23 protein-coding genes and 1 pseudogene are annotated in these 26,931 nt (G+C 51.9%); 21 read left to right on the plus strand and 3 right to left on the minus strand.

The genetic code is table 11. The features are described 5' to 3' along the window. Positions 1 to 112: 112 nt before the first annotated feature. The 13 genes and pseudogenes from rpsA to C4J93_RS08425 all read left to right on the plus strand — a co-directional run bounded on the left by rpsA (position 113) and on the right by C4J93_RS08425 (position 14,562). On the plus strand, positions 113 to 1,798 hold the full coding sequence (gene rpsA / locus C4J93_RS08365) for a 30S ribosomal protein S1 (protein WP_124361860.1): 1,686 nt from the start codon (positions 113 to 115) through the stop codon (positions 1,796 to 1,798). A 158-nt stretch (positions 1,799 to 1,956) separates the two neighbouring features. Then, a complete protein-coding gene (locus C4J93_RS08370; protein WP_124403471.1) occupies positions 1,957 to 2,241 on the plus strand; it encodes a hypothetical protein in 285 nt (94 codons plus the stop codon). A 132-nt stretch (positions 2,242 to 2,373) separates the two neighbouring features. Next, positions 2,374 to 2,670 (plus strand): integration host factor subunit beta, encoded by a 297-nt coding sequence (ihfB, locus tag C4J93_RS08375; protein WP_003189779.1) that lies wholly within the window; start codon positions 2,374 to 2,376, stop codon positions 2,668 to 2,670. 24 nt (positions 2,671 to 2,694) lie between these two features. Then, complete coding sequence (locus C4J93_RS08380) at positions 2,695 to 2,931, plus strand: lipopolysaccharide assembly protein LapA domain-containing protein (protein WP_124429062.1); 237 nt, start codon at positions 2,695 to 2,697, stop codon at positions 2,929 to 2,931. A gap of 421 nt (positions 2,932 to 3,352) precedes the next feature. Beyond that, entirely contained in the window at positions 3,353 to 4,633 is a 1,281-nt protein-coding gene (locus tag C4J93_RS08385; protein WP_124429063.1) for a Wzz/FepE/Etk N-terminal domain-containing protein, read from the plus strand. 294 nt (positions 4,634 to 4,927) lie between these two features. Then, a complete protein-coding gene (locus tag C4J93_RS08390; RefSeq protein ID WP_124429064.1) occupies positions 4,928 to 6,148 on the plus strand; it encodes a hypothetical protein in 1,221 nt (406 codons plus the stop codon). A gap of 1 nt (position 6,149) precedes the next feature. Next, positions 6,150 to 7,397 (plus strand): oligosaccharide flippase family protein, encoded by a 1,248-nt coding sequence (locus tag C4J93_RS08395; protein WP_124429065.1) that lies wholly within the window; start codon positions 6,150 to 6,152, stop codon positions 7,395 to 7,397. After that, a complete protein-coding gene (locus tag C4J93_RS08400; protein WP_124429066.1) occupies positions 7,394 to 8,179 on the plus strand; it encodes a glycosyltransferase family A protein in 786 nt (261 codons plus the stop codon). Before C4J93_RS08395 ends, C4J93_RS08400 begins: the two co-directional genes overlap by 4 nt. 127 nt (positions 8,180 to 8,306) lie before the next feature. Further along, entirely contained in the window at positions 8,307 to 9,278 is a 972-nt protein-coding gene (locus C4J93_RS08405) for a glycosyltransferase (protein WP_256660186.1), read from the plus strand. A gap of 115 nt (positions 9,279 to 9,393) precedes the next feature. Then, a complete protein-coding gene (locus C4J93_RS08410) occupies positions 9,394 to 10,407 on the plus strand; it encodes a glycosyltransferase family 4 protein (RefSeq protein WP_256660159.1) in 1,014 nt (337 codons plus the stop codon). A gap of 88 nt (positions 10,408 to 10,495) precedes the next feature. Next, positions 10,496 to 11,443 carry an NAD-dependent epimerase/dehydratase family protein gene (locus C4J93_RS08415; RefSeq protein WP_124429067.1) on the plus strand — a complete coding sequence of 316 codons (948 nt, stop codon included), beginning with the start codon at positions 10,496 to 10,498 and terminating at the stop codon, positions 11,441 to 11,443. 38 nt (positions 11,444 to 11,481) lie between these two features. Continuing rightward, positions 11,482 to 12,498 carry a glycosyltransferase family 4 protein gene (locus tag C4J93_RS08420; RefSeq protein ID WP_124429068.1) on the plus strand — a complete coding sequence of 339 codons (1,017 nt, stop codon included), beginning with the start codon at positions 11,482 to 11,484 and terminating at the stop codon, positions 12,496 to 12,498. 76 nt (positions 12,499 to 12,574) lie between these two features. Beyond that, positions 12,575 to 14,562, plus strand: a pseudogene (locus C4J93_RS08425) (polysaccharide biosynthesis protein). Positions 14,563 to 14,590: 28 nt separating this feature from the next. Here the strand turns inward: C4J93_RS08425 and C4J93_RS08430 are convergent. Further along, positions 14,591 to 14,779 (minus strand): hypothetical protein, encoded by a 189-nt coding sequence (locus tag C4J93_RS08430; protein WP_124429069.1) that lies wholly within the window; start codon positions 14,777 to 14,779, stop codon positions 14,591 to 14,593. A 15-nt stretch (positions 14,780 to 14,794) separates the two neighbouring features. On the opposite strand from C4J93_RS08430, the gene C4J93_RS08435 reads away from it, so the two are divergent. The 3 genes from C4J93_RS08435 to C4J93_RS08445 all read left to right on the plus strand — a co-directional run bounded on the left by C4J93_RS08435 (position 14,795) and on the right by C4J93_RS08445 (position 17,575). Next, on the plus strand, positions 14,795 to 15,976 hold the full coding sequence (locus C4J93_RS08435; RefSeq protein WP_124429070.1) for an acyltransferase: 1,182 nt from the start codon (positions 14,795 to 14,797) through the stop codon (positions 15,974 to 15,976). 286 nt (positions 15,977 to 16,262) lie between these two features. Then, the gene (locus tag C4J93_RS08440; protein WP_124429071.1) at positions 16,263 to 16,595 is read left to right on the plus strand and encodes a ComEA family DNA-binding protein; all 333 of its coding nucleotides are present in this window, start codon (positions 16,263 to 16,265) and stop codon (positions 16,593 to 16,595) included. A gap of 131 nt (positions 16,596 to 16,726) precedes the next feature. Continuing rightward, on the plus strand, positions 16,727 to 17,575 hold the full coding sequence (locus C4J93_RS08445) for a DUF1989 domain-containing protein (RefSeq protein WP_124429072.1): 849 nt from the start codon (positions 16,727 to 16,729) through the stop codon (positions 17,573 to 17,575). 7 nt (positions 17,576 to 17,582) lie between these two features. On the opposite strand, the gene C4J93_RS08450 is transcribed toward C4J93_RS08445, so the two are convergent. Then, positions 17,583 to 17,750 carry a DUF2897 family protein gene (locus C4J93_RS08450; protein ID WP_124361874.1) on the minus strand — a complete coding sequence of 56 codons (168 nt, stop codon included), beginning with the start codon at positions 17,748 to 17,750 and terminating at the stop codon, positions 17,583 to 17,585. 111 nt (positions 17,751 to 17,861) lie between these two features. Next, complete coding sequence (gene eat / locus C4J93_RS08455) at positions 17,862 to 19,226, minus strand: ethanolamine permease (RefSeq protein ID WP_124366347.1); 1,365 nt, start codon at positions 19,224 to 19,226, stop codon at positions 17,862 to 17,864. Between the two features lie 411 nt (positions 19,227 to 19,637). Between eat and kdpF the strand changes: the two genes are divergently transcribed. From kdpF to C4J93_RS08480, 5 genes are all read left to right on the plus strand, one after another. Continuing rightward, positions 19,638 to 19,727 carry a K(+)-transporting ATPase subunit F gene (gene kdpF, locus C4J93_RS08460; protein ID WP_003218754.1) on the plus strand — a complete coding sequence of 30 codons (90 nt, stop codon included), beginning with the start codon at positions 19,638 to 19,640 and terminating at the stop codon, positions 19,725 to 19,727. 9 nt (positions 19,728 to 19,736) lie between these two features. After that, the gene (kdpA, locus tag C4J93_RS08465; protein ID WP_124429073.1) at positions 19,737 to 21,431 is read left to right on the plus strand and encodes a potassium-transporting ATPase subunit KdpA; all 1,695 of its coding nucleotides are present in this window, start codon (positions 19,737 to 19,739) and stop codon (positions 21,429 to 21,431) included. A 9-nt stretch (positions 21,432 to 21,440) separates the two neighbouring features. Then, positions 21,441 to 23,504: a potassium-transporting ATPase subunit KdpB gene (gene kdpB / locus C4J93_RS08470; RefSeq protein WP_124429074.1), complete on the plus strand. Its 2,064-nt coding sequence runs from the start codon at positions 21,441 to 21,443 to the stop codon at positions 23,502 to 23,504. Positions 23,505 to 23,545: 41 nt separating this feature from the next. Beyond that, positions 23,546 to 24,091, plus strand: coding sequence for a potassium-transporting ATPase subunit KdpC (kdpC, locus tag C4J93_RS08475; RefSeq protein ID WP_124409370.1), 546 nt, complete (start codon positions 23,546 to 23,548; stop codon positions 24,089 to 24,091). 84 nt (positions 24,092 to 24,175) lie between these two features. Further along, positions 24,176 to 26,827, plus strand: a complete 2,652-nt coding sequence (locus C4J93_RS08480) for a sensor histidine kinase KdpD (RefSeq protein WP_124429075.1) — start codon at positions 24,176 to 24,178, stop codon at positions 26,825 to 26,827. The last annotated feature ends 104 nt before the right edge of the window (positions 26,828 to 26,931 follow it).

Genomic DNA, 26,931 nt, shown 5'->3' on the forward strand with positions numbered 1-26,931 from the left:
GGTTGCAGGGGACCAGTCATAGTCCTGCGGCGCTTCTTTTAATTGAAACTGACCCACACCGTCTGGGGTGTGGAGATGGGCGTATTCTTCGCCCTTATCAACAGGAATTAAAATGAGCGAAAGCTTTGCGGAACTCTTTGAAGAAAGCCTAAAAACCCTGAACCTTCAGGCAGGCTCCATCATCACCGGTGTTATCGTTGATATCGATTACCAAGCTCGCTGGGTAACCGTTCACGCTGGTCTGAAGTCTGAAGCTCTGATCCCGCTGGAACAGTTCTACAACGATGCTGGTGATCTGACAATCAATGTCGGTGACGAAGTTCACGTTGCTCTGGACTCGGTTGAAGACGGTTTCGGTGAAACCAAGCTGTCCCGTGAAAAAGCCAAGCGCGCTGAATGCTGGATTGTTCTCGAAGCAGCCTTCGCAGCTGAAGAAGTGGTCAAGGGCGTTATCAACGGTAAGGTTAAAGGCGGCTTCACTGTCGACGTTAACGGCATCCGTGCGTTCCTGCCAGGTTCTTTGGTCGACGTTCGTCCAGTGCGCGACACCACGCACCTGGAAGGCAAAGAACTCGAATTCAAGGTCATCAAACTCGACCAGAAGCGCAACAACGTTGTCGTTTCCCGTCGCAGCGTGCTGGAAGCAGAGAACTCCGCCGAGCGTGAAGCTCTGCTGGAATCCCTGCAGGAAGGCCAACAAGTCAAAGGTATCGTCAAGAACCTCACCGATTACGGCGCATTCGTCGATCTGGGTGGCGTCGATGGCCTGCTGCACATTACCGACATGGCTTGGAAGCGTATCAAGCATCCTTCCGAAATCGTCAACGTTGGCGATGAGATCGATGTCAAGGTTCTGAAATACGATCGCGAACGCAACCGTGTTTCCCTGGGCCTGAAGCAACTGGGTGAAGATCCATGGGTCGCTATCAAAGCCCGTTACCCAGAAGGCACTCGCGTGACCGCGCGCGTTACCAACCTGACTGACTACGGCTGCTTCGCTGAGCTGGAAGAAGGCGTTGAAGGCCTGGTACACGTTTCCGAAATGGACTGGACCAACAAGAACATCCACCCTTCGAAAGTCGTACAAGTCGGCGACGAAGTGGAAGTTATGGTTCTGGACATCGACGAAGAGCGTCGTCGTATCTCCCTGGGCATCAAGCAGTGCAAATCTAACCCATGGGAAGATTTCTCTGGCCAGTTCAACAAGGGCGATAAAATCTCCGGCACCATCAAGTCGATCACCGATTTCGGTATCTTCATTGGTCTGGACGGCGGCATCGACGGCCTGGTTCACCTGTCCGACATCTCCTGGAACGAAGTTGGCGAAGAAGCTGTTCGTCGTTTCAAGAAGGGCGACGAGCTGGACACCGTTATCCTGTCGGTTGACCCAGAGCGCGAGCGCATCTCCCTGGGTATCAAGCAACTGGAAAGCGATCCGTTCTCCGAGTACGTTCAAGAGAACGACAAAGGCGCCATCGTTAAAGGTACAGTGAAAGAAGTTGACGCCAAAGGCGCCATCATCACTCTGGCCGACGATATCGAAGCGACTCTGAAAGCCTCCGAAATCAGCCGTGACCGCGTTGAAGACGCGCGCAACGTGCTGAAAGAAGGCCAGGAAGTAGAAGCCAAGATCATCAGCGTTGACCGCAAGAGCCGCGTAATCCAACTCTCCATCAAGTCCAAAGACGAAGTGGAAGAGAAAGAAGCTATCCAGAGCCTGAAAGAAGCTCCGGCAGCTGCAACTGGCGAGACCACCATGGCCTCCCTGCTGCGCGAAGCAATGGCTAAGCAGAACTAAGTTCTGTAAAGCTGTAGGAAAAGGGCGACTTCGGTCGCCCTTTTTTGTGCCTGAAATTTGATGAATCAACACCGTCGAACCAAGGCGTTCAGCCTGCGGTCAGAACTGGCTATAGTCTTTTAAAGATATTCCGTGTTACTGATTCGATAAGGATTTGAATGAACAGGATTCTCGTAGTGCTTGCGTTAGTCATACTGGCCGGCTGCTCCAGCACCAGCGCCAGGACCCATGCCAAGAGCGGCGTCAGCGGTATTGAGATCGACTGCTCTGGTCTGGGCAATAAATGGGAGAAGTGCGAAAAACGCGCTGCTCGTGAGTGCAAAATGCAGGGCTACAAAGTCCTCACCCGTTCCAGTGATGCGGCGGATGAAGAGGGCGACTATCCGTTTGGCTGGAATCCCGCTGGCGCAGTGACGCGCACGATGTTGGTGATCTGCAACTGAGGTTTCGATGTGCTCATTGCGGGCGTTTATTTAAGCCGTAGATAAGTTGATATACGGGCTGTTCAAATTCATCAAGTCATGCTAAAACCTTCGAAGCGCTTTTCCTAGCTGCTTGAAAAAGAAGGGAAAAATATGACGAAGTCGGAGTTGATCGAACGAATTGTCACCCATCAAGGGCTGCTCTCATCCAAGGATGTGGAGCTGGCTATCAAGACCATGCTTGAACAAATGTCCCAATGCCTTGCCACCGGAGATCGCATCGAAATCCGCGGCTTCGGCAGCTTCTCCCTCCACTACCGCGCCCCGCGCGTAGGCCGCAACCCAAAGACCGGCCAATCCGTCAGCCTCGACGGCAAATTCGTACCCCACTTCAAACCGGGCAAGGAATTGCGCGATCGGGTGAACGAAGAAGAGGAAGAGGGCGTCTGAGTGTTTTTGGAGTAGGAGATGGTTATGCGTGGGGTTAAGCGCGTTGTTTCAGTGTTAGCGGTGCTGGTTGCTGCGCTGGTGGTGTTGGCGTTTGTGCTCGAGAATCAGCAGGGTGTTGTGCTGTTGTTCCTGGGGTGGAGTACTGCGCAGATGCCGGTGGCGGTGTTTGTAGTGGTGGGGTTGATTGTGGGGATGTTGATTGGGCCGTTGCTCGGTGTTTTTGTGCGTGGCCGGCGTGTTAGGACTGCGACGAGAGAGTAGGAGATCGGGTGCATTTCCACAGCTTCAGAGAGTATTTTATGCGACCGTCTGTCAGATAAAATTTACTCTGTAGCGCCTTTTTTACATTGCTGGATCACATCGATTAGCCACCCTGTTAAGGCTAGGCCCAGCATTTCCGACTGAGTGCTGTCTTACCTATTCAAATCTGCTGACGTCTGACTCCTGTGGCGCCAAAAAATGAGCTATTTTATTGGCTGATTAGGACTTTTCTTACAGACGTGTCAAGTCTTGTAATATGCCAAAGAGATGGCAAAATGGAATCTGTTCTCGATAACGGTCATTTTGTGCGCTCAAAATCTGGCAGAGACGCTGGGTTTTGGCGGTCATCCAATTAGAATAAAAACACGCAAATTGTCTGCATAACGAGCCCGCAGTTTCTCTTTGAAGGCAGGTTTTTGTTGTGAGTAGTAGCCTACGCTCCGCCCTCGTTCCCCAGCATAAAGAATTTAATTCGTTCGGAATTATAAAAAATCTCTGGGATCAGAAAGTCATTATTTTTTTAACTGCCGCGGTGATTGCATCAGCTTTTGCAGCCTATGCATTTTCGGTCACGCCAGTATACAAGGTGAGCAGTATACTTCGGCCTGCTGCGATTAATGAGCTGGATGCGCTCAATCGCTCGGAAGTTTATGTTTTACCGCCTAGCGAGGCACTGGTAAGAGTCGGTATGGCCTTAGAGTCTTATGAGATTCGTATGGGGTTTTTTAGGTCCAATCAGAAATTATTTGAGGGGTTTGTGCGTCCTGGACAAACTCTTCAGCAAGCATTTGAAGAGTTTAATAAAAAATCGATTAACTTAATATTGGCTAATAAAGATAAGGTTGACGCGCTTGGTTCTTATTTGGAGCTTGAGCTAAACTATCCAAAAGGAATAGATGGAGTTTCAATTCTCAATGGATTTATCAAGTATGCAATAGCAAATGAGCGTGATCAGATATCTGCAGACTTGACGGTTATTGTAAATAATCGATTAAAAGAAATTGACGGTAGACTCGCCACAGCCCGCTCAGCTTATGATACATGGAAAGAAGCAAAAATAGCGTCTCTGACTGAATCAGATAACATTCGCCGAGCTCAGTTAAAAGATGAACTTCAGGGGCTGCGTATACAACTTCATAGCTTAAGTTCAAATCGAATTGCTGAGCTGGATGAAGCGATAGCAATTGCCAAAAAACTGAATATCAGAATGCCGGCTTCGCCTACGTCCGTCGGTGATGATGTGCACTCTGGTTCTATCACTATGCGAACAGAAATTAATAATCAGCAGATTCCCTTATATTTTATGGGGGTCAATGCGCTTGAGGCTGAGCGTACGGCCTTGCTACAGCGAAAATCGAATGACTTTACTGAAAGACGTATCGCCCAAATTGCGAAAGAATTAAAGCTGTTGGAGTCTAATCGAGAAATAGAGGTCTTGAAAAGTCGAGTGAACGACGAATTATTTTTGAATGATGTACAGCCATTGCGTGCAGAGAAAGCACGCCTGCTGACGGTAAATAAAGATATGAGTCATCTTAAGCTCGTAGTCATTGACAAACAAGCATTAGAGCCCACCACCCCAATTAGTCCAAATCGCCTTTTGCTCATTACAGGCGGAGGGTTGCTAGGCCTTATTATCGGATGTGCCCTCGCTTTTTTTCGTACGGTCATTCATAGGCTGCGCGATCCGAAAGTTCTGTGAACTCTTCACTCATGATGGAGGCGATTGTTAGCTGAGCCTATGCTCGTTCGGAGGCGAGTGAGTGATCCGAAGTCGATTAATCTGAAGGCAATTTGCCATGTGTTATAATGCCGTATTTTGACTGTAGGCCCAGCAGATGATCCTAGATGAAAGCCTCCGTTGCAGTGTAAAATTGTGCTTTTACTCACTGCGGGCTTATGGCTCGTTTTGGTAGTCCCTTCCTCTAATCGGTACCTGAGAATGGCTCGATTGGTAACCGGCACACGCTTTAGTTGAGCTTATTCTGAGGTCGATATGAAAATTAATAAACGCTACGCGTTCTTGGCAGTGCTTGCGGCCAGCGTACTCGTGACCTTGGGCGATACCAGGAATATTATCGGCTCACTTAACTACTGGTTGTTATGGGGGGGCGTATTTGCACTTGGGATTTATGGTTGCGGCGGACGGTTGAAGCTGACGCCGGAGGGAAGTGCTATCATGCTGGGTTTCACATTGATGGCACTTGCTTTTATGATTTCAGGGGTAGCTAATTCTGATATATATACAGCTTACCAAGGTGTGAAGTTTATAGCGATTTTTATACTGTTTTTGGTGATATACAACTGTTCCAGTTTACTGGAATTTAACGATTTTTACAGGATTGCTTCAATTTCGATTATTGTAGGACTTATAGTATTTGTCTTGTCAAAATATGTGTTTGTTGAGCTCTATGTTCAATTAGGCGATGGCCGCCAAGGGAGCGAGTTTGCCTATCCCGGAGTAATGTGGAAAGTATGTGCTTTTTTTGCGCCTTATATAATTGCAACTCTGCTTTCGACGGGCATGAAAAAAGCATTTTTTTCTGGCGTAATTTTAATTGCAGCGGTGTATATATTGCTGGCCGACTCCAGTAGAACAGGATTTCTCTGGTTTGCGATTGTAATATTATCTTTCTTTCTCTTGCGGTTTTTGATTTTTCCTATCAGGACATTGATGATTGCAATTGTTTGCTTGGTTGCAGGAGTTTGTGTGCTTCTATCTTCAAACTTTGATTTGGCAAATCATGATTCATTGCTTGTTTTAAATCGTTTGCTTGAGGGGGATCCAGTTAGATCTGCCATGATCCAGGACGGCATAAGTAACGTTCAAAAGTGTTTTCCATTCGGTTGCGGATTTGGCAGTTCGTTTAGTGTAGTGGATGGCGAAAATATTGTTATCCATAATGTATACTTAGGTATGCTCGGCGATGTAGGTGTACTCGGCGAGTTAGCACTTTTGTTTTTGATATTAACGCCATTTATTTTTTTCTTTTTGTCGCTCGTGGAGAGTGTCAGTTTAAATAAAAATATTTTCTTTAAGCTTGCCGCTGCGCTAGGCGGACTTTGTTATATTTTTATCATGCTCTTTCATCCGCTGAGTACCGAGATGTCAGAATGGGGTTATTGGATTTTGATGGTGTCTTGGCTTTCTCGTACTTATAAGTATGAAGATTTAAGTTTGAATAAAATAAAACATGACAAGCACATAGGAACATAACGTGTTTACCGTATTTAAAAATATGAGCCTGCTTTTCGTCGTACAGCTTTTTGGGTATTTGGTGCCTATCCTGGAAATACCTGTATTGGCACGTTCGTTGGGCGTTCAGGAATACGGCAAGGTAGTACTTGTCCAATCGATTGCCCTTTTGTCCTCACTTGTTGTGGAGTATGGGTTTTCGTTAAGTGCTGCTCGGCAAGTTTCGTTAGTCAAGACTGATATGTCGACTCTGTCGAAAGTCTTCGGCGAAGTGATGTCTGCAAAAGTTATAATCTCTTCTATCATAAGTTTCATAGCGTTTATTTTTTATACGTTTTTTTATTCGAATACTTTCGAGATTGAGGTTGTAGGTCTGGGTTTTTTGTACTTTTTAGCTTTCGGGTTTAGCCCATTTTGGTTTTTCCAAGGGCTTGAAAAAATTGCACTTGTTGTATTTTTGGAAGTAGCGCTACGTATCTCTAGCCTTTTATGCTTGTTTATTTTTATACGACATCCAAGTGATGCTTTATTTGCATTAGCTATTTTAGCGACATTTGCATTGGCAAACACTCTGATTGGGAATTATATATGTTACCGAGGCGGATGCAGGATTCGGTTTAGCTTGTCAGGCGGGTGGCTTCAGATCCGCAAAGGTTTTCACGTTTTTATATATAAGAGCTCAAATAACATCTTGCTTAGCGCCGGCCCTGCTCTTGTAGGATTACTTTGTGGGAAAGTAGCTGTTTCAGGATATGTTCCTGCCGAAAAAATCATAAGAGGATTTGTAGGGTTTATAAATCCAGTACTCATTGGTTTTTTTCCATATTTAAATAGACAGTATCTTTCCTCAGCAAAAGCTGCATCTAAGCTATCTTGGATCATCGTGGGGCTGATGTTCTTGCTGGGTTGCGTAAGCGCATTGGCCATTTCCGTAGCTGGTGGATTTCTAATAAGCAAACTATTGGGCGCTGATTTTGAGCAGGCAACGACGACGTTGCAGGTTTTTGTATGGATAATCCCTTTCAGAATGGCTAATCAAGCATTGGGCTTATGCATGCTGATACCTCGGGGCATGGATAAAGTCGCTAGTTCTGCGATGCTATTGTTTTCGGTGATGTCTATACTCCTTGCGAGTCTATTGTCAATTAAGTACTACGTTAACGGCATTGTTTTCGGGTTTGTCTTGGCGGAAATTATGTTATGCGTTACGTTACTTATATTGTCTTGCCGGTATAAGCCAGTCACTTATATGGAGGAGCGTACTGAGTGATCACAATTCTAACGGCAACATATAATCGCTATACAACGCTTCCTCGGTTGCTAAAGAGCCTGCGTGAGCAAAGCTCAAAAGAGTTTGAGTGGGTGCTGATAGACGATGGTAGTTCTGATGAGACACAGCATTTTGTCAATGAGCTAAAAGAAACCAATTTAGGTTTCGAGCTAACGGCGGTCAGGCAGAATAATGCTGGAAAGCACGCGGCTATTAATAGCGGAGTGGTGGCAGCAAAAGGAAATTGGATCTTCATTGTCGACAGCGATGACGCACTACTGCCCGATGCTGTTGAAACTGTTTTAGCGTCAGTCGCGGCCGCGACTAGTAGCACAGTTGGTTTGTGCTATCGGAAAGCTTATTTTAGTGGGGAGCTGCTCGGCAATGAGATAAAAACTGCGGAGCCGAGCCTTATCTCCACACCGACGGAAGCCGGTAAATTATTCAAGGGTGATTTAGCTTATATATTTAGAACTGAAGTTATGTCTAAATTTCCATTCCCAATTTTTGAAGCTGAGAAGTTTGTTCCAGAATTATACATTTGGAATAAAATAGGTGATGTGGGAGATGTAGTATTTTTCACGAGAAAAGTAATTTATCTCTGCGACTATCTGGAAGATGGATACAGCCGAAACTTTTCACGCCATTTAAGGGCTAATCCAAAAGGGTTTTTTATTTATTATTGGTCGCAGTTCTTGCGCGAAAAAACCTTGTTTTACAAGGTTAAGAACCTAATTAGGTCTGCCCAATGCCTTTTGTATATGCTTCTAGGGAGGCCTTGATGAACATAATGTTTTTTATCACAGGGTTGGGCATGGGTGGCGCCGAGAGACAAGTCGTGGATCTTGCTGATCGCATGAGTGCGCGGGGCATAATGTCGTTATTGCTTATTTGACGGGCAAGCAGGAAGTGCTTCCTGGGGAACCTAGGGTATCTGTTGTAGCGTTGAATGGTGATAAAACGTTATGTGGGATGGTGCGTGCGATAAATAATCTGATTGATCTAATTAGACGATTTAAGCCCGACGTGCTACATAGTCATATGGTGCACGCGAACTTGATAGCTAGGGTGATTCGTTTCCTTATTAAAATACCTAGGCTTATTTGTACGGCACACAGTTCAAATGAAGGTGGTAAGCTGAAAATGCTGGCTTACCGTCTGACTGATTTTCTAGCTGATCTTACGACAAATGTGAGCCAGGAAGCCGTTGATATACTTATTGCAAAGGGTGCCTCATCTGCCGGGCGTATGATCTTTGTACCTAATGGCATAGATACAGAGCGCTATGTTTTTGATGGGCAAGTGCGTGATCAAGTTCGTGCCAGAGAGTCAATAGACTCTTCTATCAAAGTTGTATTGGCTGTAGGGCGGCTCGTCGAGGCAAAAAACTATCCCTGTCTATTAGACGCATTTAAGTTGATCTTGCAGGATGATGAAAATGTGCGTCTGTGGATAGTGGGCGACGGTCCTTTGGCTACTGATCTGGCGCTCCACGTCAACGAAGCCCACCTTGACGAGAAGATAAAATTTTTTGGACGACGCAATGACGTACCGTCATTTTACTGTGCTGCAGATGTGTATGTATTGTCTTCCGCATGGGAGGGTTTCGGGCTCGTAGTGGCCGAGGCGATGTCATGCAAAACCTTAGTGGTTGCGACAGACTGCGGAGGGGTGAAAGAGGTGCTAGGTGGCAGCGGCTATCTTGTTGAACCGTTTAATCCTGAAGCATTACGTCAGAGTATCACACTAGCACTGAGCCTACCTCCAGAGGAAAAGAACTCGCTAGTCACCTCTGCCAGGTCGAGAGTGGTTGATAACTTTTCTATAGACTCTGTGATTAGTACATGGGAGCGGTTATATACCCAACCAGAAAGCTCATGATTTCTGTTTTCAGCAATTTCCGAACGGTTTTTAGTGAGAATATGGCGACGCGATACGGCCAATCTCTAAATCTAGTAAGTTTGGCTTGGGCTAGGATATAAAAAAGGGACGCAGTGTGAAAATTGTTTATGTCATAACCCGTTCAGACGTTATAGGCGGTGCTAGTGTACACCTCCTTGATTTGGCACTGGGTTCTTTTCAAGCGGGACATAGTGTCGATATCCTCGTTGGTGGCGAGGGCGTCTTTAATTCCCGAGCGCGGGATTTAGGTTTATCGTGCTTCTCATTGAAGTATCTTGTTCGCGAAATTAATCCTGGAAAAGATATTCGCGCCTTTTTTGAGTTAAGGAAAATGCTTTCCAAGCTGAAACCTGACCTCGTCCACTTGCATTCCTCCAAGGCTGGTATTCTTGGAAGACTCGCTGCTAAAAGTCTTGGCTTGCCAGCAATTTTTACGGCACATGGTTGGGCTTTTACAGAGGGAGTGTCTGCCAAGCGTCGTTTCTTATACCGTAATATTGAAAGGATCATGGCCCGTTTTTCAGAACAGATCCTTACGGTTTCTGAATTTGACAGGCAACTCGCCTTGAAGGCTAAGGTAGGCGATGAAGCCAGCGTTCTAACGATTCATAACGGTATGCCCGAGGTCAGTTCTAATATAGTTAGCCTTACCGAGTCTGATAAAGTACGCTTAATCATGGTTGCAAGGTTCGAAGTTCCAAAAAACCAAAAGTTTCTTTTGGAAGCGCTTGCAAAAGTGTCACCAAAGAACTGGGAGCTTGAACTGGTAGGCGATGGCCCTTCGTTTTCTAGCGTTCAGACGTTGGCAGCGCATCTGGGAATAGGCGAGCAGGTGGTTTTTTCTGGGGCTTGTGATGACGTCCCGATTAGGCTTTCGCGGTCGGATGTTTTCGTCCTGATCTCTGACTGGGAAGGGTTGCCGCTGACCATATTGGAAGCTATGCGAACTGGGCTTCCGGTAATAGCATCTAACGTGGGAGGCGTATCTGAGCTGGTGGCAAGCGGTGAGAACGGTTTCGTGGTGCAGCGCGGGGATCAGAAGGGTTTGATGGACGCACTGACGCAGTTGATTAATTCCCCGAGCTTCGAAAAAAACAAGGTCTTTTAGGGCAAAACATATATCGCACAAATTTTACTTTCGATATCATGTTGGATAAAATCCTGAAAATTTACCAGAAAGTGTTAGACAGGGCTAAATGAAAATCCTTATTACCGGTGCTAATGGCTTTATTGGGCGGGCGTTGTCTAAGCATCTTGTTAGTCTAGCTAGATATTCAGTTGTCGGTACTTGTCGCAAACCTTCTGATGTTGCTTCAGATATCCAGATGGTCTCGACGGGGGAAGTAGATGGTAATACGGGCTGGGATCAGGCTTTACAGGGAGTCGACACCGTTATCCATCTCGCAGCACGCGCGCATGTATTAGACGCCGGGAGCGAAGATCCAGTATTGGAATTTGAACGGATTAATGTTCAAGGTGCTGTCAATTTAGCGCAGCAAGCGGTAAGAGCAGGTGTCCGTCGTTTTATATTCATCAGCTCAATTGGTGTCAACGGTTCGGAGACCCATGATGGCGCTTTCACTGAGAGTGATGAACCCAAGCCTCATGCAGAATATGCTCGCTCCAAGTTGAAAGCAGAGCGCGAGCTCTCGGAATTGCTCGCTGGCGAGACCATGGAGCTGATAGTTATTCGGCCTCCGTTAGTTTATGCCGCTGAGGCGCCTGGTAATTTTAATCGTCTGTTAAAATTGATCGCTACGGGAGTACCACTGCCGTTCGCCGCCGTAGAAAATAAGCGTAGCATGATAGCGCTGGATAACTTGGTAGATTTTATTGAACTATGTATTGGGCACCCGTCGGCTGCAAACGAATTGTTTTTAGTTTCTGATGGGACCGATTTTTCCATTAGTGAAATTATCAAGTTGTTGGCGTTGGGTATGGACCGAAAAGAAAGACTGTTCCGCGTTCCTGACGCCTTAATCCGTTCAGTCGCCAGTGCAGTTGGGAAGCGATCGTTATATACGCAGTTGTGTAGATCATTAGTTGTCGATAATAAAAAATCTAGAGCACTATTGAACTGGGCCCCTGCGAGAAAAGCTCATGATGCTTTGGTCGAATCAGGTGAAAGATTCCGTTTATTATAGCGATTAATTTCGAAATTATTGCAGGTAGGGACAGGCAGATGGCTTTCTGGATAGCGATTACTTCAATAGCGAGCTCCATGTTTTTAACCGGATTGTTGCGTCGGTATGCGCTCCAGCGAGATGTGTTGGATATCCCGAATAGCAGAAGTTCACATTCGGTACCGACTCCTCGCGGCGGCGGTGTGGCAATTGTACTAGGGTTTTTAATATCACTGGGTTTAATGCGTTGCTTTGGGCTGATTGATCACGCTTTTTTCCTTGCATCGTTCGTGGCCGGCATAACCGTAGCCGCTTTGGGATTTCTGGATGACCATGGACACATTCCTGCGCGCTGGCGATTATTAGGACATTTTTTTTCAGCAATATGGGCGTTATATTGGATCGGTGGGGTACCGTCGATTACGATTTTTGGATTACCAATCCATCTAGGTTGGATTGGCGGAATTCTAGCTGTTTTGTACGCCGTATGGATGTTGAATCTTTACAACTTCATGGACGGCATTGATGGATTGGCGAGTGCTCAAGCTATTTGTGCTTGCTCTTCCGCCGCTTTTATCTATTGGTTCCTAGGATATGAAGAGCTGTTATGGCCGCCTATTTATTTGGCTTTGGCAACAGCAGGTTTTTTCTACTGGAACTTCCCCAAAGCCCGAATTTTTATGGGGGATGCAGGGAGTGGTTTTCTAGGTATTACATTGGCCATGATATCGCTTGAAGCTGTCTCTTTTTCTTCAACACTTTTATGGGTGTGGCTGATTTTATTAGGCGTATTTATTGTAGACGCGACATTGACATTGCTTCGCAGGCTGGTACGTGGCGAAAAAGTATATGAGGCGCATCGGAGTCATGCTTATCAGTACGCCTCTCGCATTTTTAATGCACACATACCTGTCACTTTGTGCATAATCGTAATAAATTTTATATGGCTTTCCCCAATTGCGTTGCTTGTTGCATTTGACAGGCTTGACGGTGCTACCGGTTTGTTGATCGCTTACACGCCGCTCATCATTCTGGCTCTGAAATTTAAGGCCGGTATTAAAGAAGTAAATTGTTAATGCGAAAATCTTGAGAGCTTGGTGTTGTATATTTATTCAGGTTTAGGTTGTTAGAGCTGCGAGAGGTTTAGAAAATATGAACTCACTAAGATCTAGATTATTAAGTCTCCCGCGTAGATATAAACGTATTCTGCAGGTGGTTACAGACGTTTTTTTAGTTTGGTTTGCGCTTTGGTTAGCTTTTGTCGTGCGCATAGGCCTCGATGAGATGATCAACCCGTTCGTGCTGCATACATGGCTATTTTTAACGGCGCCTATAGTGACTATTCCGCTGTTTATACGTTTTGGCATGTATCGCGCGGTTTTACGTTACTTTGGAAATGATGCGCTGATCGCTATAATTAAGGCTGTCAGCCTTTCCTCGCTTATTATTGGAGTGGTCGTTTATTGGTACAGTAACCATCAAAATGTAATTCCTCGTTCTATCATCTTTAACTATTGGTGGTTAAGTCTGATTATGATAGGAGGATTGAGGTTAGCGCTGCGTCAATTCTTCCTGGGGGATTGGTTTACGGCGGCTCAATATGTGCCTTTCACTAACCGTGATGACGGCTTGCCACGTGTGGCTATTTATGGCGCGGGATCTGCTGGGAATCAGCTAGTTGCGGCATTACGCATGGGCCGCTTAATGAGACCTGTAGCGTTTATTGACGATGATCCTACTATTTCTGACAGGGTAATCTCTGGGCTGCAGGTTTATAAGCCCAAACATATCCAACGAATGATCGACACCACGGGGGCCCAAGAGATCTTGTTGGCGATACCTTCATCGACGCGTGGTCGGCGTCGGGAGATTCTCGGGTTTCTTGAGGGTTTTCCTCTGCATGTACGTAGTGTCCCCGGCTTCATGGACCTTGCAAGTGGGCGCGTCAAAGTCGACGATATCCAGGAAGTAGATATTGCAGACCTGTTAGGACGAGATCCAGTACCTGCACAAGAAAATTTGCTGGAACATTGCATACGGGGCCAAGTAGTAATGGTTACCGGCGCGGGAGGTTCTATTGGATCTGAACTTTGCCGTCAAATCCTCGAGCTGCAACCAACAATACTGATTCTCTTTGAACACAGTGAATATAATTTATACAGTATTATGTCGGAACTGGAAGCGCGCATACTTCGGGATTCGCTGGCGGTAAAATTGCTTCCGATCCTGGGATCTATACGTAACCAGGATAAGTTGGTTGATGTTATGAAAACCTGGCATGTAAATACGGTCTATCATGCGGCCGCTTATAAGCATGTTCCGATGGTAGAACATAATATATCGGAAGGGTTTTTGAATAACGTTATCGGCACGTTAAATACTGCTCAAGCAGCTATTATTTCAAATGTTGCTAATTTTGTACTTGTTTCGACTGATAAGGCGGTGCGTCCTACGAATGTAATGGGGAGCACCAAGCGTCTCGCTGAAATGACGCTTCAGGCACTCAGCCGTGAGTTAGAACCTGCTCTTTTTAACACGACCTCTCTAGCCCTCAATCGTACTCGCTTCACAATGGTCCGATTTGGAAATGTTCTGGGTTCTTCTGGTTCAGTAATTCCTCTTTTTCACAAACAGATTAAGTCAGGTGGGCCCATCACGGTGACTCATCCGAAAATAACCCGGTATTTCATGACTATCCCGGAGGCTGCTCAACTTGTTATTCAGGCAGGCTCAATGGGGCAGGGGGGGACGTATTTGTATTGGATATGGGCGAACCGGTTAAAATCACGGAATTGGCAGAAAAAATGATTCATCTGTCAGGCCTAAGCGTCCGCTCAGAAAAAAAGCCCCTCGGAGATATCGCTATCGAGTTTACAGGACTTCGGCCCGGAGAGAAGCTCTACGAAGAATTACTCATAGGTGACAATGTCGATGCCACGCAACACCCAATGATTATGAGTGCTGATGAAGATTATCTATCTTGGAGCATATTGAAGCCAAGAATAGTGGAATTGCTGAGTGCGATAGAAAGTCATGATTATATTGAGGTACGTAAGTTGTTACGCGAAACTGTGAGTGGCTATGCTCCCGATGGCGAAATTGTTGACTGGTCTTATCAACAAAAAAGACTTGAGTTGTAGTGTGATTTTTGGTTTGGATAACAGCAGATTATGCTGTTATCTCAGCTTTTATGCCTGTATTTTCTTCCCTATGCACCTCTGACAGAATACAATTCACCTGCGGCAACGCACCATGATTTTCCGTGCGCACTGCTCGTGATAAACGGACGGCATAGTTTTCACGCTTCATCATCCATGGAGCGTCTTCAACATAGCCTAAAGCAGGATGGCATTGCATGAGTAATCCTTTTAAATGAAAACTGAATATTCGCTTGAAGTTATTACGCTCACCCTCTCAATTATATTAATGTTCATTGCTTTTTCGTCGATTTTTAGATCGAAAATTGAGAGCGCGGAAGTTCAGCATGAATATAAATTCATCAATGGTCTGCGTGGTCTTGCTGCTATATTCGTATTTGTTAATCATGCGCCGTTTGTGCTAATAAATTTGGGTGTAAAAAATACAGTTTTTTCTGCCTGGGGACAGATTTACCCGAACCTTGGATCTTTCGGTGTGCAGATTTTTTTCTGTATAACAGGCTTTCTTTTTTTTGATAAAGTCATCAAGAGTAAGAATATTGACTGGGGTGATTTTTTTGTATCTAGAATTAGAAGGGTTGCTCCACTCTACTATCTAACATCGATTTTGGTGTTTTTAATCGCAGCTTTTTTTGCAGGCTTTGATTTCCTGGATAAAGAGTCTATTACTACTATTGCGGGTTTAATAACGTTCAATTTCATAGATAACCCGATGAGAATTGGAGGTGTATCTCTTGTACCTCTGAGTTCCGTGACATGGACGTTGGTTCATGAGTGGCGTTTTTATGCAGTGTTGCCAATGTTAGCAATTTTTTACAGATCCCAATATAAGTTTATTATACTGACGGTGGCGATAATTATAGCTGCCATTGACCTGGGCACCTCCGCCGTCGTCTGTTGGGCCTACTTTCTGTCAGGCATGGCAGCAGCAGTTATTCATAAAGCAAACATTACAAGTAGGTTCGTCAAATTTGTTTCTACTGTAGTTGCAATATGCATATTTGTGTGGATGTGCGGGCTGGTTGATGTTCCTGGCTACGGAGCTTTTAGATTTGCTCTGGCAACTACATTTTTCATATGTATTACTGTTTCTAATCCTCGCTTCTTGCATTATCAATTTCTTAACAGGTTAAGTGATATTAGTTATAGTATTTATTTGCTTCACTTGCCTGTACTGTTTCTATCCTTCAAGGTGTTGTCTGTATTCTTTGATTTAGCTGTTCTTGATAAAGTGACCTTTTGGCTTGTGAACTTTGCGACTATTCCCGTTATTGTTGCCTTGTCGACCTTTACCTTCGTTCATGTAGAAAAAAGGTTTATGCGCAAGAAACGGTTAGAAGAGCTTAATGTGCCCAAGGTTGACCGCACCTTGGACAGAACAAATGCCGTGGTGTGAAGATGCTTACCTCAAGCTCTCGCACTCAACTGGGTACTGATGCTTTCGATAACATTCGTATGTAGCTCAATTTCGCATCGCTGGGGGGCACGCCGAATTGGATGATTCGATCATGTGTGGAGAACCAACTCCTTCCACACGGCAGTCCGTTAGCGCCCACACAAAAAACGACTTTCTCTCACATCTTGCAATATCCCCGCTTTGACACTCTCCATCCGTCGCCTAAGGTAGAGAAGCAGCTTCGGAAAAGCTGCTTTTCTCTTACCGATGTCATGGAGCGTCACCAATGCAAAACACCTACATCTCCTCCCTCATCTTCGCCTTCCTCACCAGCCTCTCTGTCGCCACCACCGCAGCCCCGTCCGCTAAACCTGAGGCCCCGACCCCAATCTCCGCACAAATGACCAAAACCGAGCAATCCGCCAAGGTCAACCTCAACGCCGCCGATGCTGAAACCCTGCGACGTGATTTGTTCGGTATCGGCGCCTCCAAAGCGAAGGCGATCGTCGCCTTTCGCGAAAGCAATGGGCCCTTCACCTCGGTGGACGAGTTGCTGGAAGTAAAGGGCATCGGCAAGGCCTTGCTGGAGAAGAATCGCGACAGGCTGGTTATCAACTAAACGACGTCGCCCAGGGGCCGATCAATGATCGGCCTTTTATCATGTGTGTTTTTAGCCCAGCCCTGGCATGAAATGTGGTTACCTCAAGATCATCGATTGTTCAACAGTCACCCTTGATGGAGGTTCGCCCCATGTACAAAGACTATCCAGCCGCTTACCAGGTCAGCAAAGGCTCGGCGTTACAGGTGGATACTGCCTTGTATGAACGTATCCGTGATCGCAAGGATCAGCGCACGCTGATCGAGCAGTTCGAGGTGCCGATACGCACGGGCAGGGCGTGGAAAGTGCCGGCCGGGTATGTGTTCCGGGTGACCACGCCTGTAGGCCCCCAGGTGGGCGACTTCAATGTGTGGAATGCCAATGATCCACGCGAACGCTTGTGGGCGGCGCGCACTCGGCAACTTCAAGGCGCCCACGTCAGCACTCACGACCGCTTGTGGTCGAATCTTCCATTTCTACGGCCGTTAGTCACTATTACAGATGACAGTCTCGCAAGCTACGGCATCGATGAGCACGGCGGGCGCCTGCACGATTTGCTCGGCACACGCTGCGATCCCTATGTAAACCGTATGCTCACTGGCGAGGACTTTCATCACCACTGCCACTCAAACCTGACCCGTGCAGTATTGCCCCACGGTCTGACGGAATTCGATGTGCACGACGTGCTGAATATTTTCCAGTGCACTGGCCTTAATCACGACGACATGTATTTCATGAAAGCCTGCCCGGCGCAGAAGGGCGATTACCTGGAATTTTTCGCGGAGATTGATTTGCTGTGTGCGCTATCGACATGCCCAGGTGGGGATTTGTCGTTGCCGATGTGGGGGCCGGACGCGCAGGACCCGCTGACGGTGTGTCGTCCGTTGGGGGTTGAAATCTACAGGCTGGAGGACGAATTGCTGAGTGGCTGGAGTCAGCCGGAGCGTGCTGCCTATAAGGGGCAGCACGGCTTGCATATCGCTAAAGCTGATTGGGAGTAACTCAAGTTCAGCGATCCTGCGCATCCTTGGCGTCCGCCTGGGCATTGCGCTCGGCCACGCGTTTGCGTTGTTCGTCGGTGAGTTCCACTTTGTTGGCGCTGTCACGCAGCATCATCAACCCACCGACGATCGATCCGATCGCAATTACCATAATCAACCACGCGTACCACGGCATAAGGCTCTCCTTGAGGCAGATAGCCGGGGGAGAATTTTCCCACGGTAATAACTGCTTTGAGTTACGGGCTTTCTGAGTAGTTCATTGTAGGCCCGTTCTGCCTGGTAAACCCTATAGTCCGGTCAACATCGCATCTGCTGGCGCATCGGCGCGGTCTTGGGCGGTCAGTTGGAAGTAGATGAAGCCCACGGCCATGAAACCGAGGAAGATCAGCCCGATCAGTGTGTTGAACCAGGCCATCGCTACCAGGCACACCACTGCCAGAGCCAGCGCGATGCCCGGCACGACGGGGTAACCGGGTGCACGGAAGGTGCGTTCCAGCAGCGGTTCGGTTTTGCGCAGTTTGAACAGGCTGAGCATGCTCATGATGTACATGACGATGGCGCCGAATACGGCCATGGTGATCATCGCGGCGGTCAGGGTCATGCCGCCCAGGTTGATCAGGCCATCACTGTAGATGGCCGCAATGCCGACCACGCCACCGGCGAGAATGGCTCGGTGGGGCGTCTGAAATCGTGACAATTTGGCCAGGAAAGACGGCAGGTAACCGGCGCGGGCCAGGGCGAAGAATTGGCGCGAGTAGCCGAGGATGATGCCGTGGAAGCTTGCCACCAGGCCGAAAAGGCCAATCCAGACCAGCATGTGCAACCAGCCGGAGCTTTCGCCTACGACGGTTTTCATCGCCTGGGGCAGTGGGTCGTTAATGTTCGACAGGGTGCGCCAGTCGCCGACACCGCCCGCGAAGAACATCACGCCCATGGCCAGGATTACCAGGGTCAGAATGCCGCTGATGTAGGCTTTTGGAATGGTGCGCTTGGGATCTTTCGCTTCTTCGGCCGCCATGGCTGCGCCCTCGATGGCGAGGAAGAACCAGATAGCGAAGGGGATCGCTGCAAACATGCCTGCAATCGCCGGGGCACCGAAGGTGTCGGAGCCAGCCCAACCGTTCAGGGCGAAGTTGCTGAAGCTGAATGCCGGGGCAACGACGCCCATGAACACCAGCAATTCGGCGACGGCGAGTACGCACACCACCAGTTCGAAGGTAGCAGCGAGTTTCACGCCAAGGATATTCAGGCCCATGAACACGAAGTAGGCGCCGACGGCGGCGTGTTTCGGGTCCAGCGCTGGAAACTGCACATTGAGGTAGGCACCGATGGCCAAGGCGATGGCGGGTGGGGCGAAGACGAATTCGATCAGGGTCGCCAGGCCGGCAATCAAGCCGCCTTTTTCGCCGAAGGCGCGGCGGCTGTAGGCGAAGGGGCCGCCAGCGTGGGGAATCGCGGTGGTCAGCTCGGTGAAGCTGAAAATGAAGCAGGTGTACATCGCGGCGACCATCAGTGAGGTCACCAGGAAACCCAGCGTGCCGGCCACGCCCCAGCCATAGCTCCAGCCGAAGTACTCGCCGGAAATCACCAGCCCGACGGCGATGCCCCAGAGATGGAGGGTGCCCAAGGTGGGTTTGAGGTGTGTGTTCATTGTGTGGTGCTCCCTGAACGGTTTGGAATGATTCAAGGTGTTGCAGTGGACATGCCAGCCTGAGAATCATTGTCGTAAAGCTGCGCTACTGTCGTTTGGGGGATGGTTTGGCGTTTGAATAGTGGCGACGTCGCACCAGATAAGTGCGAGGGTGTCTTGACTGGCGCCATCGGGGGCAAGCCCCCTCCCACACTTGACCGAGTTGTCATGCCGAGCGCAGATCAACCTGTGGGAGGGGGCTTGCTCCCGATAGCACCCGCCCAGGCGCCGAAATCCCCGTGTAAACCCCGCATAAAGCCACTCTTTACGCCATCTTTACGCCCCACGCCCCGCCTCGCTCTCGTTCCTTTACACCGCTCCTGCGGACAATTGCCTCACACGCGGCACTTGCCGTTAAACGGAGAAACTTCCATGAGCGTTCTGGACGGGGTGTCACTGCTATTGGCCGTGGCGCTGTTCATTTATCTGCTGGTTGCGCTGTTACGCGCGGATCGGAACTAGGAGCAGGCTATGCACAGTTATGACTATTGGCTGATCATCGCCTTCTTCGCCGTGGTACTGGTGCCGGCACCGTTTCTGGGGCGGTTCTATTACAAGGTGATGGAAGGCCAGCGCACCTGGCTGACGCCGGTGCTGGGGCCTGTGGAGAAAGCCTGTTATCGGCTTTCGGGTGTGGACGATCAACAGGAGCAAAGCTGGCAGAAATACATGCTGGCCTTGCTCGCGTTCAACCTCGCGGGCTTTTTGCTGCTGTTTGCGATCCTGATGTTTCAGAACTATCTACCCCTCAATCCGCAGAAATTTCCGGGCCAGGAATGGACGCTGGCCTTCAACACCGCGGTCAGTTTCATGACCAACACCAACTGGCAGAACTACAGCGGTGAAGCGTCCCTGAGCTACCTCAGCCAGATGGTCGGCCTCACTGTGCAGAACTTCGTCAGTGCCGCCACCGGCCTGGCAGTCCTGGTCGCGCTTTGCCGTGGGATCGGTCGCAAATCCTCCAAGACCTTGGGTAACTTCTGGGTCGACATGACCCGCGCCACCCTCTACGGCTTACTGCCGTTATGCCTGGTGCTGGCGTTGTTTCTGGTATGGCAGGGCGTACCGCAAACTTTTGCCCATTACGTTGATGCCGTGACGATGCAAGGCGTGGATCAGGTCATCCCCCTCGGCCCGGCAGCCAGCCAGATTGCGATCAAGCAATTGGGCACCAACGGCGGCGGTTTTTTTGGAGTGAACTCGGCGCATCCGTTCGAAGACCCGACAGCCTGGGCCAACCTCTTCGAAGTGGCCTCGATCATTCTGATCCCGGTGGCCTTGGTGTTTACCTTCGGCCATTACGTCAAAGACCTGCGTCAGAGCCGCGCCATTCTCGCCTGCATGCTGGCCTTGTTCCTGATCGGCGGCGCGACCTCGCTGTGGGCCGAATACCAGCCCAACCCAACCCTGAACAACCCGGCCGTTGAGCAAACCGCGCCGCTGGAAGGCAAGGAAACACGTTTCGGTACCACCGGCACGGTGCTCTGGTCGGTGACCACCACCGCAGCGTCCAACGGCTCGGTCAATGGCATGCAGGACAGCCTCAGCCCTCTGAGCGGGATGGTGGCGCTGGTCAACATGATGGTCGGCGAAGTGATCTTCGGCGGGGTCGGTGCCGGTATGTACGGCATGTTGCTCAACGTGTTGATTGCGGTGTTCCTCGCCGGCCTGATGATAGGCCGCACCCCGGAATACCTGGGCAAGAAACTCCAGGCCAAGGAAGTGCAACTGCTGGTGGTGACCCTGCTGGTGATGCCGGTGGGTGTGCTCGTACTGGGTGCCATTGCCGCCAGCCTGCCAGGCCCGGCCGGCGCCATCAGCAACCCTGGCCCCCACGGCTTCAGCCAGTTGCTCTACGCCTACACCTCGGCCAGTGCCAACAACGGCTCGGCGTTTGGTGGGTTCAGCGGCAACACCGTGTTTCACAACCTGATGCTTGGCCTGGGCATGTTGATCGGCCGTTTCGGCTACATCCTCCCGGTACTGGCCCTGGCCGGTAGCCTGGCGATGAAGAAGACCGCACCGATTGGTCAGAACAGTTTCCCGACCCACGGCCCGTTGTTCGTGACCTTGTTGACCGTGACCATTTTGCTGGTGGGCGGCCTGACTTTCCTGCCGACGCTGGCGCTGGGCCCTATTGCTGAACACCTGAGCATGGGCTTCTAACCAAGGGATATGAAAATGAATATGCCTGTAAAAAATGCGGCCCCGGTCAAACCCCAGGAACCTGCCAAAACCGCGATCTCGGCCCTGTGGCGCGGGGCGCTGGTCCAGGCGTTCGTCAAGCTGGACCCACGCCAACTGCAACGCTCGCCGGTCATGTTGGTGGTCGAGCTGACCGCCATCCTCACCACCGTGCTGTGCTTTGTGCCCGACGCCGCCGTGCCGACCTTCGTGGCCGTGCAAATCGCGGTGTGGCTGTGGTTCACCGTGTTGTTCGCCAATTTCGCAGAAGCCTTGGCCGAAGGCCGTGGCAAGGCCCGCGCCGACAGCCTCAAGGCCGGCAGTGAAGGCTTGAGCGCTCGTCGCAAGGAGTCCGACGGTAGTTTCAAGGTGGTACCGGCCACCAGCCTGCGCAAAGGTGATGTGGTGCGCGTCGCCGCAGGTGAAATGATTCCTGGCGACGGTGAGGTGATCGAAGGTATCGCTGCCGTCAACGAAGCGGCGATTACCGGCGAATCCGCTCCGGTGATCCGCGAATCCGGCGGCGACCGCTCGGCCGTCACCGGCAACACCCGCCTGGTGTCGGACTGGCTGCTGATCCGCATCACCGCCAACCCCGGTGAGTCCACCCTGGACCGCATGATCGCCTTGGTGGAAGGCGCCAAACGCCAGAAAACCCCCAACGAAGTCGCGCTGGATATCCTGCTGATCGGCCTCACCCTGATCTTCCTGCTGGTGGTGGTGACCCTGCAGCCGTTCGCTCACTTCGCCAATGGCAGCTTGCCCTTGGTGTTCCTGGTCGCACTGCTGGTGACGCTGATTCCTACAACCATTGGCGGCTTGTTGTCGGCCATCGGTATCGCGGGCATGGACCGCCTTGTGCGGCTCAACGTGATCGCCAAGTCTGGCCGCGCGGTGGAAGCGGCAGGGGACGTGCATGTGTTGCTGCTGGACAAGACCGGCACCATCACTTTCGGTAACCGTCGTTGCTCGGCAGTGGTTGCGGCGCCCGGTGTCAGTGGTCGGGAAGTGGCGGAAGGTGCACTGTTCGCCTCCCTGGCGGATGACACCGCCGAAGGCAAGTCCATCGTCGAATACCTGCGCGCCTTGCACCCCCAGGCAGAGCCGACGCCGGACGAACTGACTGCGGTCCCCTTCAGCGCCGAAACCCGTTTGTCCGGTGTCGACTATCAGGGCCGCGTATTCCGCAAGGGCGCGGTGGACTCGCTGCTGGCGTTTATCGGCCAGCAACGCAGCGACCTTTTACCTGCACTGTCGCGGGAAATCGACAAGATCGCCCAAAGCGGCGGCACGCCGTTGCTGGTGTGCGCCGATGGCAAATTGCTCGGTGCTATCCATCTGAAAGACGTGGTCAAGCCTGGCATCCGTGAGCGTTTCGCCGAGCTGCGCAAGCTGGGGATTCGTACCGTGATGGTCACTGGCGACAACCCGTTGACGGCCGCCGCGATTGCCGCTGAGGCCGGTGTGGATGACGTGCTGGCTGAAGCTACGCCTGAGAAAAAACTCGCCCGTATTCGCCATGAGCAGAACGACGGCCGTCTGGTCGCCATGTGCGGCGACGGTGCCAACGACGCGCCAGCGCTGGCCCAGGCCGACGTCGGCATGGCGATGAACGATGGTACCCAGGCCGCACGCGAAGCCGCGAACATGGTCGACCTCGACAGCGATCCGACCAAGCTGCTGGACGTGGTGCAGATCGGCAAGGAGTTGCTGGTGACCCGGGGCGCGCTGACCACCTTTTCCATCGCCAACGACGTGGCCAAGTACTTCGCGATCCTGCCGGCGCTGTTCGCCTCGATCTACCCGCAATTGGGCGTGCTCAACGTCATGCACCTGCAGAGCCCGCAGAGCGCGATTCTGTCGGCAATTGTGTTCAACGCGCTGATCATCGTGGTGCTGATCCCGCTGGCCCTGCGCGGTGTGCGCGTGCAGGCGGCGAGTGCGGCGGCCTTGTTGCGACGCAACCTGCTGATCTACGGCTTGGGTGGGCTGCTGGTGCCGTTTGTGGGCATCAAGGCGATCGACATGCTGCTGACGGCGCTGCACCTGGTGTAACCCTGCGGTCTTTTGTGGCCCGATTTATTGAGGATTTGACGATGACTAATACAATCCGCCCAGCCCTGAGCCTGCTGGTGCTCATGACCCTGATCACCGGCGTCGCCTATCCGCTGGTGGTGACTGGCGTCGCTCAGGTTGCCTTCCCGGATCAGGCCAATGGCAGCCTGGTGCGCGATGCCGGCGGCAAGGTGCGCGGCTCCAGCCTGATCGCCCAGGATTTCAGCGGTGACGGCTGGTTCCATCCGCGCCCCTCGGCCGGGGCGTTCGCGACGGTCTCCAGCAGTGCCAGCAACCTGGGCCCGAGCAATCCCGCGTTGGCCACGCGCATCTTCGATGACGCGAATAAACAACAGGTGCCCGGCCAGGGGCCGGTACCGTTAGCCTCGCTGACGACCTCCGGCAGCGGACTTGATCCACACTTGCCACCTGCGGCAATTGCCTATCAACTGGCGCGAGTGGCGGCAGCACGGAATGTGCCGGTGTCGACCTTGCAGCGGATGTTGGATGAACACACCGAAAGCCCGTTGGTGGGGCCGCCGGTCGTCAATGTACTGGCACTGAACATGGCCCTGGAAAAACTCTGAACCCCTGTGGGAGGGAGCAAGCCCCCTCCCACATGTGATTTGCATTGAACCTGACTGCTTTGATACCTGAAGGACACTACCCGCATGAGCGACTCCGGCCGCGCCGATGCCTTGTTAGCCGATCTACCCCGCAACGGCCGTGGCCGGCTCAAGGTCTTCCTCGGCGCCGCGCCCGGCGTGGGCAAGACCTACGCCATGCTCCAGGCGGCCCACACTCAACTGCGCCAGGGCGTCCCGTTGATTGCCGGGGTGGTCGAGACCCACGGCCGTGCCGAGACGGAAGCCTTGCTCAGCGGCCTGCCGCAACAACCGCTGTTGCGCAGCGAATACCGTGGCGTGATGCTCGAAGAAATGGACCTCGACGGCCTGCTCGCGGCCAAGCCCAAGTTGGTGCTGGTCGACGAACTGGCCCATAGCAACGCCCCCGGCAGCCGGCATGAAAAGCGCTGGCAGGACATTCAGGAATTGCTCGCTGCCGGCATCAACGTATTCACCACCGTCAACGTCCAGCACCTGGAAAGCCTCAATGACCAGGTGCGGGGCATTACCGGTGTGCAGGTGCGTGAAACCCTGCCGGACTGGGTGCTGCAAGAGGCCGACGAGTTGCTGCTGATCGACCTGCCATCCCGCGAATTGCTGGAGCGCCTGCGCGACGGCAAGGTGTATGTGCCGGAACAGGCGCGGGCGGCCATTGATGCGTTTTTCACCCAGACCAACTTGATGGCCCTGCGCGAACTGGCCATGCAGACCGCGGCCGCCCACGTCGACGACGACCTGGCCCAGGGTTACCGCCAACTCGGCCAAGCTGCGCCGGCGGTACGTGGTCGTTTGCTGGTGGGGGTCGATGGCGACGCACAGGCCGAACGCCTGGTGCGCCATGCCAGCCGGGTCGCCCAGCGGCGGCATTTACCCTGGAGCCTGGTGCATATCGATAACGGCCACGCGCGCGATGAACAGTCACGGCTACGCCTGCAAAATGCCCAGCAACTGGCGGAGCGTCTGGGCGGCGAGGTGGTGTTGCTGCGGGCGGGCGAAGTGGCCAGGACGCTGATCCAGCATGCCGCCGAGCGCCGCGCCAGCCTGGTACTGGTCGGGCAGTCGCGCATGCGCTGGCGTCGGCGGCTGTTCGGCGGTGGCCTCGCCGCACGCTTGTTGCGCAATGCGCGGGGCTTGGAGATCAACGTGCTCGACAGCGACGACATGCCTGCACCGCCGCGCTTGCCGGATACGCGTGGGCTGCGCTGGTTCGACTATGCCTTGGCCGTGGTGGCAACCGTGGTTGCGGCCGGCTTGGCCTGGGGCGTGTCCAGCGTATTGCCGCTACCGAATATCTCACTGGTGTTTCTCGCGGCGGTCCTGCTGGTGGCGGTGCGTAGCAGTCTGGGGCCTTCGCTGGTGTGTGCGGCGTTGTCGTTCATGACCTATGACTTTCTGTTTATTCCGCCGAATTTCTCCTTTGCCATCCAGCGTGAAGAGGATGTGCTGACCCTGTTGTTCTTCCTGTTGATGGCAGCGCTCACCGGCAACCTGGCTGCGCGCCAGCGTCGCCAGTTGCAGGCGCTGCGCGATACCCAGGAAGAAACCAGCGAGCTGCTCGACCTGTCGCGCAAGCTCACAGCAGCCACGGATCGCCAGGCCGTTATCAGTGCGGCGGCTCACCACCTGCAAGGTTGGAATGACTTGGATGTATGCCTGGTCAATCGCGACGGCGAGGGCGGCTGGACAATCGAGACCGGTGGCCCGTTGACCCTTACCGAAGCCGAACGCGCTGCCGCCGATTGGGCCTGGCAGCACGACCAGCCGGCGGGTGTGGGCACCGGCACCTTGCCGTTTGGGCGTTGGTGGTGGTGGCCGTTGTCGGGCGAAGAGGGGCCCTTGGGTTTGCTCGGTGTCAGTGCCAAGCCGGGCTTGGAGTTGAGCGGGCAACGCCGCCGCCTGCTCACCGCCTTGAGCCAGCCGCTGGCCCAGGCGCTGGCGCGGGCGCAGTTGGGACAGGAGTTGGAGTCGGCGCGTTTGCACGGCGAAACCGAACAACTGCGCAGCGCCTTGCTCGCCTCTGTATCCCACGATCTGCGCACGCCGTTGACCTCCATGCGCGGCAGTATTGACAGCCTGCTGGCGCTGGGCGAGGCGATCCCTTTGGAGGATCGTCGCGAATTGCTCGAAGGCACCCGCGATGAAGCCGAGCGCCTCGACCGCTACATCCAGAACCTGCTGGACATGACCCGCCTGGGCCACGGCGCGCTGAAGCTGGCGCGCGATTGGGTTTCGCCCGGAGATATCGTCGGCAGCGCCCTTGGGCGTTTGCGCGCGGTGCTGGCGCCGTTGCAAGTGAGTATCCATGTGCCGCCGGAGCTGCCGTTGCTCTACGTGCACGCTGCGTTGATCGAGCAGGCGTTGGTCAATGTAATGGAGAACGCCGCACGTTTTTCGCCGCCCCAGGGCCGTTTGCAGTTGAGCGCCGGTGTCGCGGACAACCAGTTGTTTTTCGCCGTGGCCGATGAAGGGCCGGGGATTCCCGAGGATGAACGTGCGAAGATCTTCGACATGTTCTACACCGCTGCCCGTGGTGATCGGGGCGGGCAGGGCACCGGCCTTGGCCTGGCGATCTGCCAGGGCATGGTTGGCGCACATGGGGGGCATATCAGCGTGGCGGATGGCATTGAGGGGCGCGGCACCTGCATCACCCTGTTTCTGCCGCTACAATCTCAGCCGGGCTTGGACACTGACCTTTGAAAACGTATGCCTACTGTGGCGAGGGAGCTTGCTCCCGCTGGGCTGCGCAGCAGCCCCAAAACCATTCGGTCGCGACGCATCACCTGCCTGACTAGTTTGGGAGC

This window comes from Pseudomonas sp. R2-37-08W (genome assembly GCF_003851705.1).
Classification (GTDB): domain Bacteria; phylum Pseudomonadota; class Gammaproteobacteria; order Pseudomonadales; family Pseudomonadaceae; genus Aquipseudomonas.

Bases quoted from the DNA above. Each gene is read 5' to 3' on its own strand.
- rpsA (WP_124361860.1), top strand. From the start codon at position 113: ATGAGCGAAAGCTTTGCGGAACTCTTTGAAGAAAGCCTAAAAACCCTG.
- C4J93_RS08370 (WP_124403471.1), top strand. From the start codon at position 1,957: ATGAACAGGATTCTCGTAGTGCTTGCGTTAGTCATACTGGCCGGCTGC.
- ihfB (WP_003189779.1), top strand. From the start codon at position 2,374: ATGACGAAGTCGGAGTTGATCGAACGAATTGTCACCCATCAAGGGCTG.
- C4J93_RS08380 (WP_124429062.1), top strand. From the start codon at position 2,695: ATGCGTGGGGTTAAGCGCGTTGTTTCAGTGTTAGCGGTGCTGGTTGCT.
- C4J93_RS08390 (WP_124429064.1), top strand. From the start codon at position 4,928: ATGAAAATTAATAAACGCTACGCGTTCTTGGCAGTGCTTGCGGCCAGC.
- C4J93_RS08415 (WP_124429067.1), top strand. From the start codon at position 10,496: ATGAAAATCCTTATTACCGGTGCTAATGGCTTTATTGGGCGGGCGTTG.
- C4J93_RS08420 (WP_124429068.1), top strand. From the start codon at position 11,482: ATGGCTTTCTGGATAGCGATTACTTCAATAGCGAGCTCCATGTTTTTA.
- C4J93_RS08430 (WP_124429069.1), bottom strand. From the start codon at position 14,779: ATGCAATGCCATCCTGCTTTAGGCTATGTTGAAGACGCTCCATGGATG.
- C4J93_RS08435 (WP_124429070.1), top strand. From the start codon at position 14,795: ATGAAAACTGAATATTCGCTTGAAGTTATTACGCTCACCCTCTCAATT.
- C4J93_RS08440 (WP_124429071.1), top strand. From the start codon at position 16,263: ATGCAAAACACCTACATCTCCTCCCTCATCTTCGCCTTCCTCACCAGC.
- C4J93_RS08445 (WP_124429072.1), top strand. From the start codon at position 16,727: ATGTACAAAGACTATCCAGCCGCTTACCAGGTCAGCAAAGGCTCGGCG.
- C4J93_RS08450 (WP_124361874.1), bottom strand. From the start codon at position 17,750: ATGCCGTGGTACGCGTGGTTGATTATGGTAATTGCGATCGGATCGATC.
- eat (WP_124366347.1), bottom strand. From the start codon at position 19,226: ATGAACACACACCTCAAACCCACCTTGGGCACCCTCCATCTCTGGGGC.
- kdpF (WP_003218754.1), top strand. From the start codon at position 19,638: ATGAGCGTTCTGGACGGGGTGTCACTGCTATTGGCCGTGGCGCTGTTC.
- kdpA (WP_124429073.1), top strand. From the start codon at position 19,737: ATGCACAGTTATGACTATTGGCTGATCATCGCCTTCTTCGCCGTGGTA.
- kdpB (WP_124429074.1), top strand. From the start codon at position 21,441: ATGAAAATGAATATGCCTGTAAAAAATGCGGCCCCGGTCAAACCCCAG.
- kdpC (WP_124409370.1), top strand. From the start codon at position 23,546: ATGACTAATACAATCCGCCCAGCCCTGAGCCTGCTGGTGCTCATGACC.
- C4J93_RS08480 (WP_124429075.1), top strand. From the start codon at position 24,176: ATGAGCGACTCCGGCCGCGCCGATGCCTTGTTAGCCGATCTACCCCGC.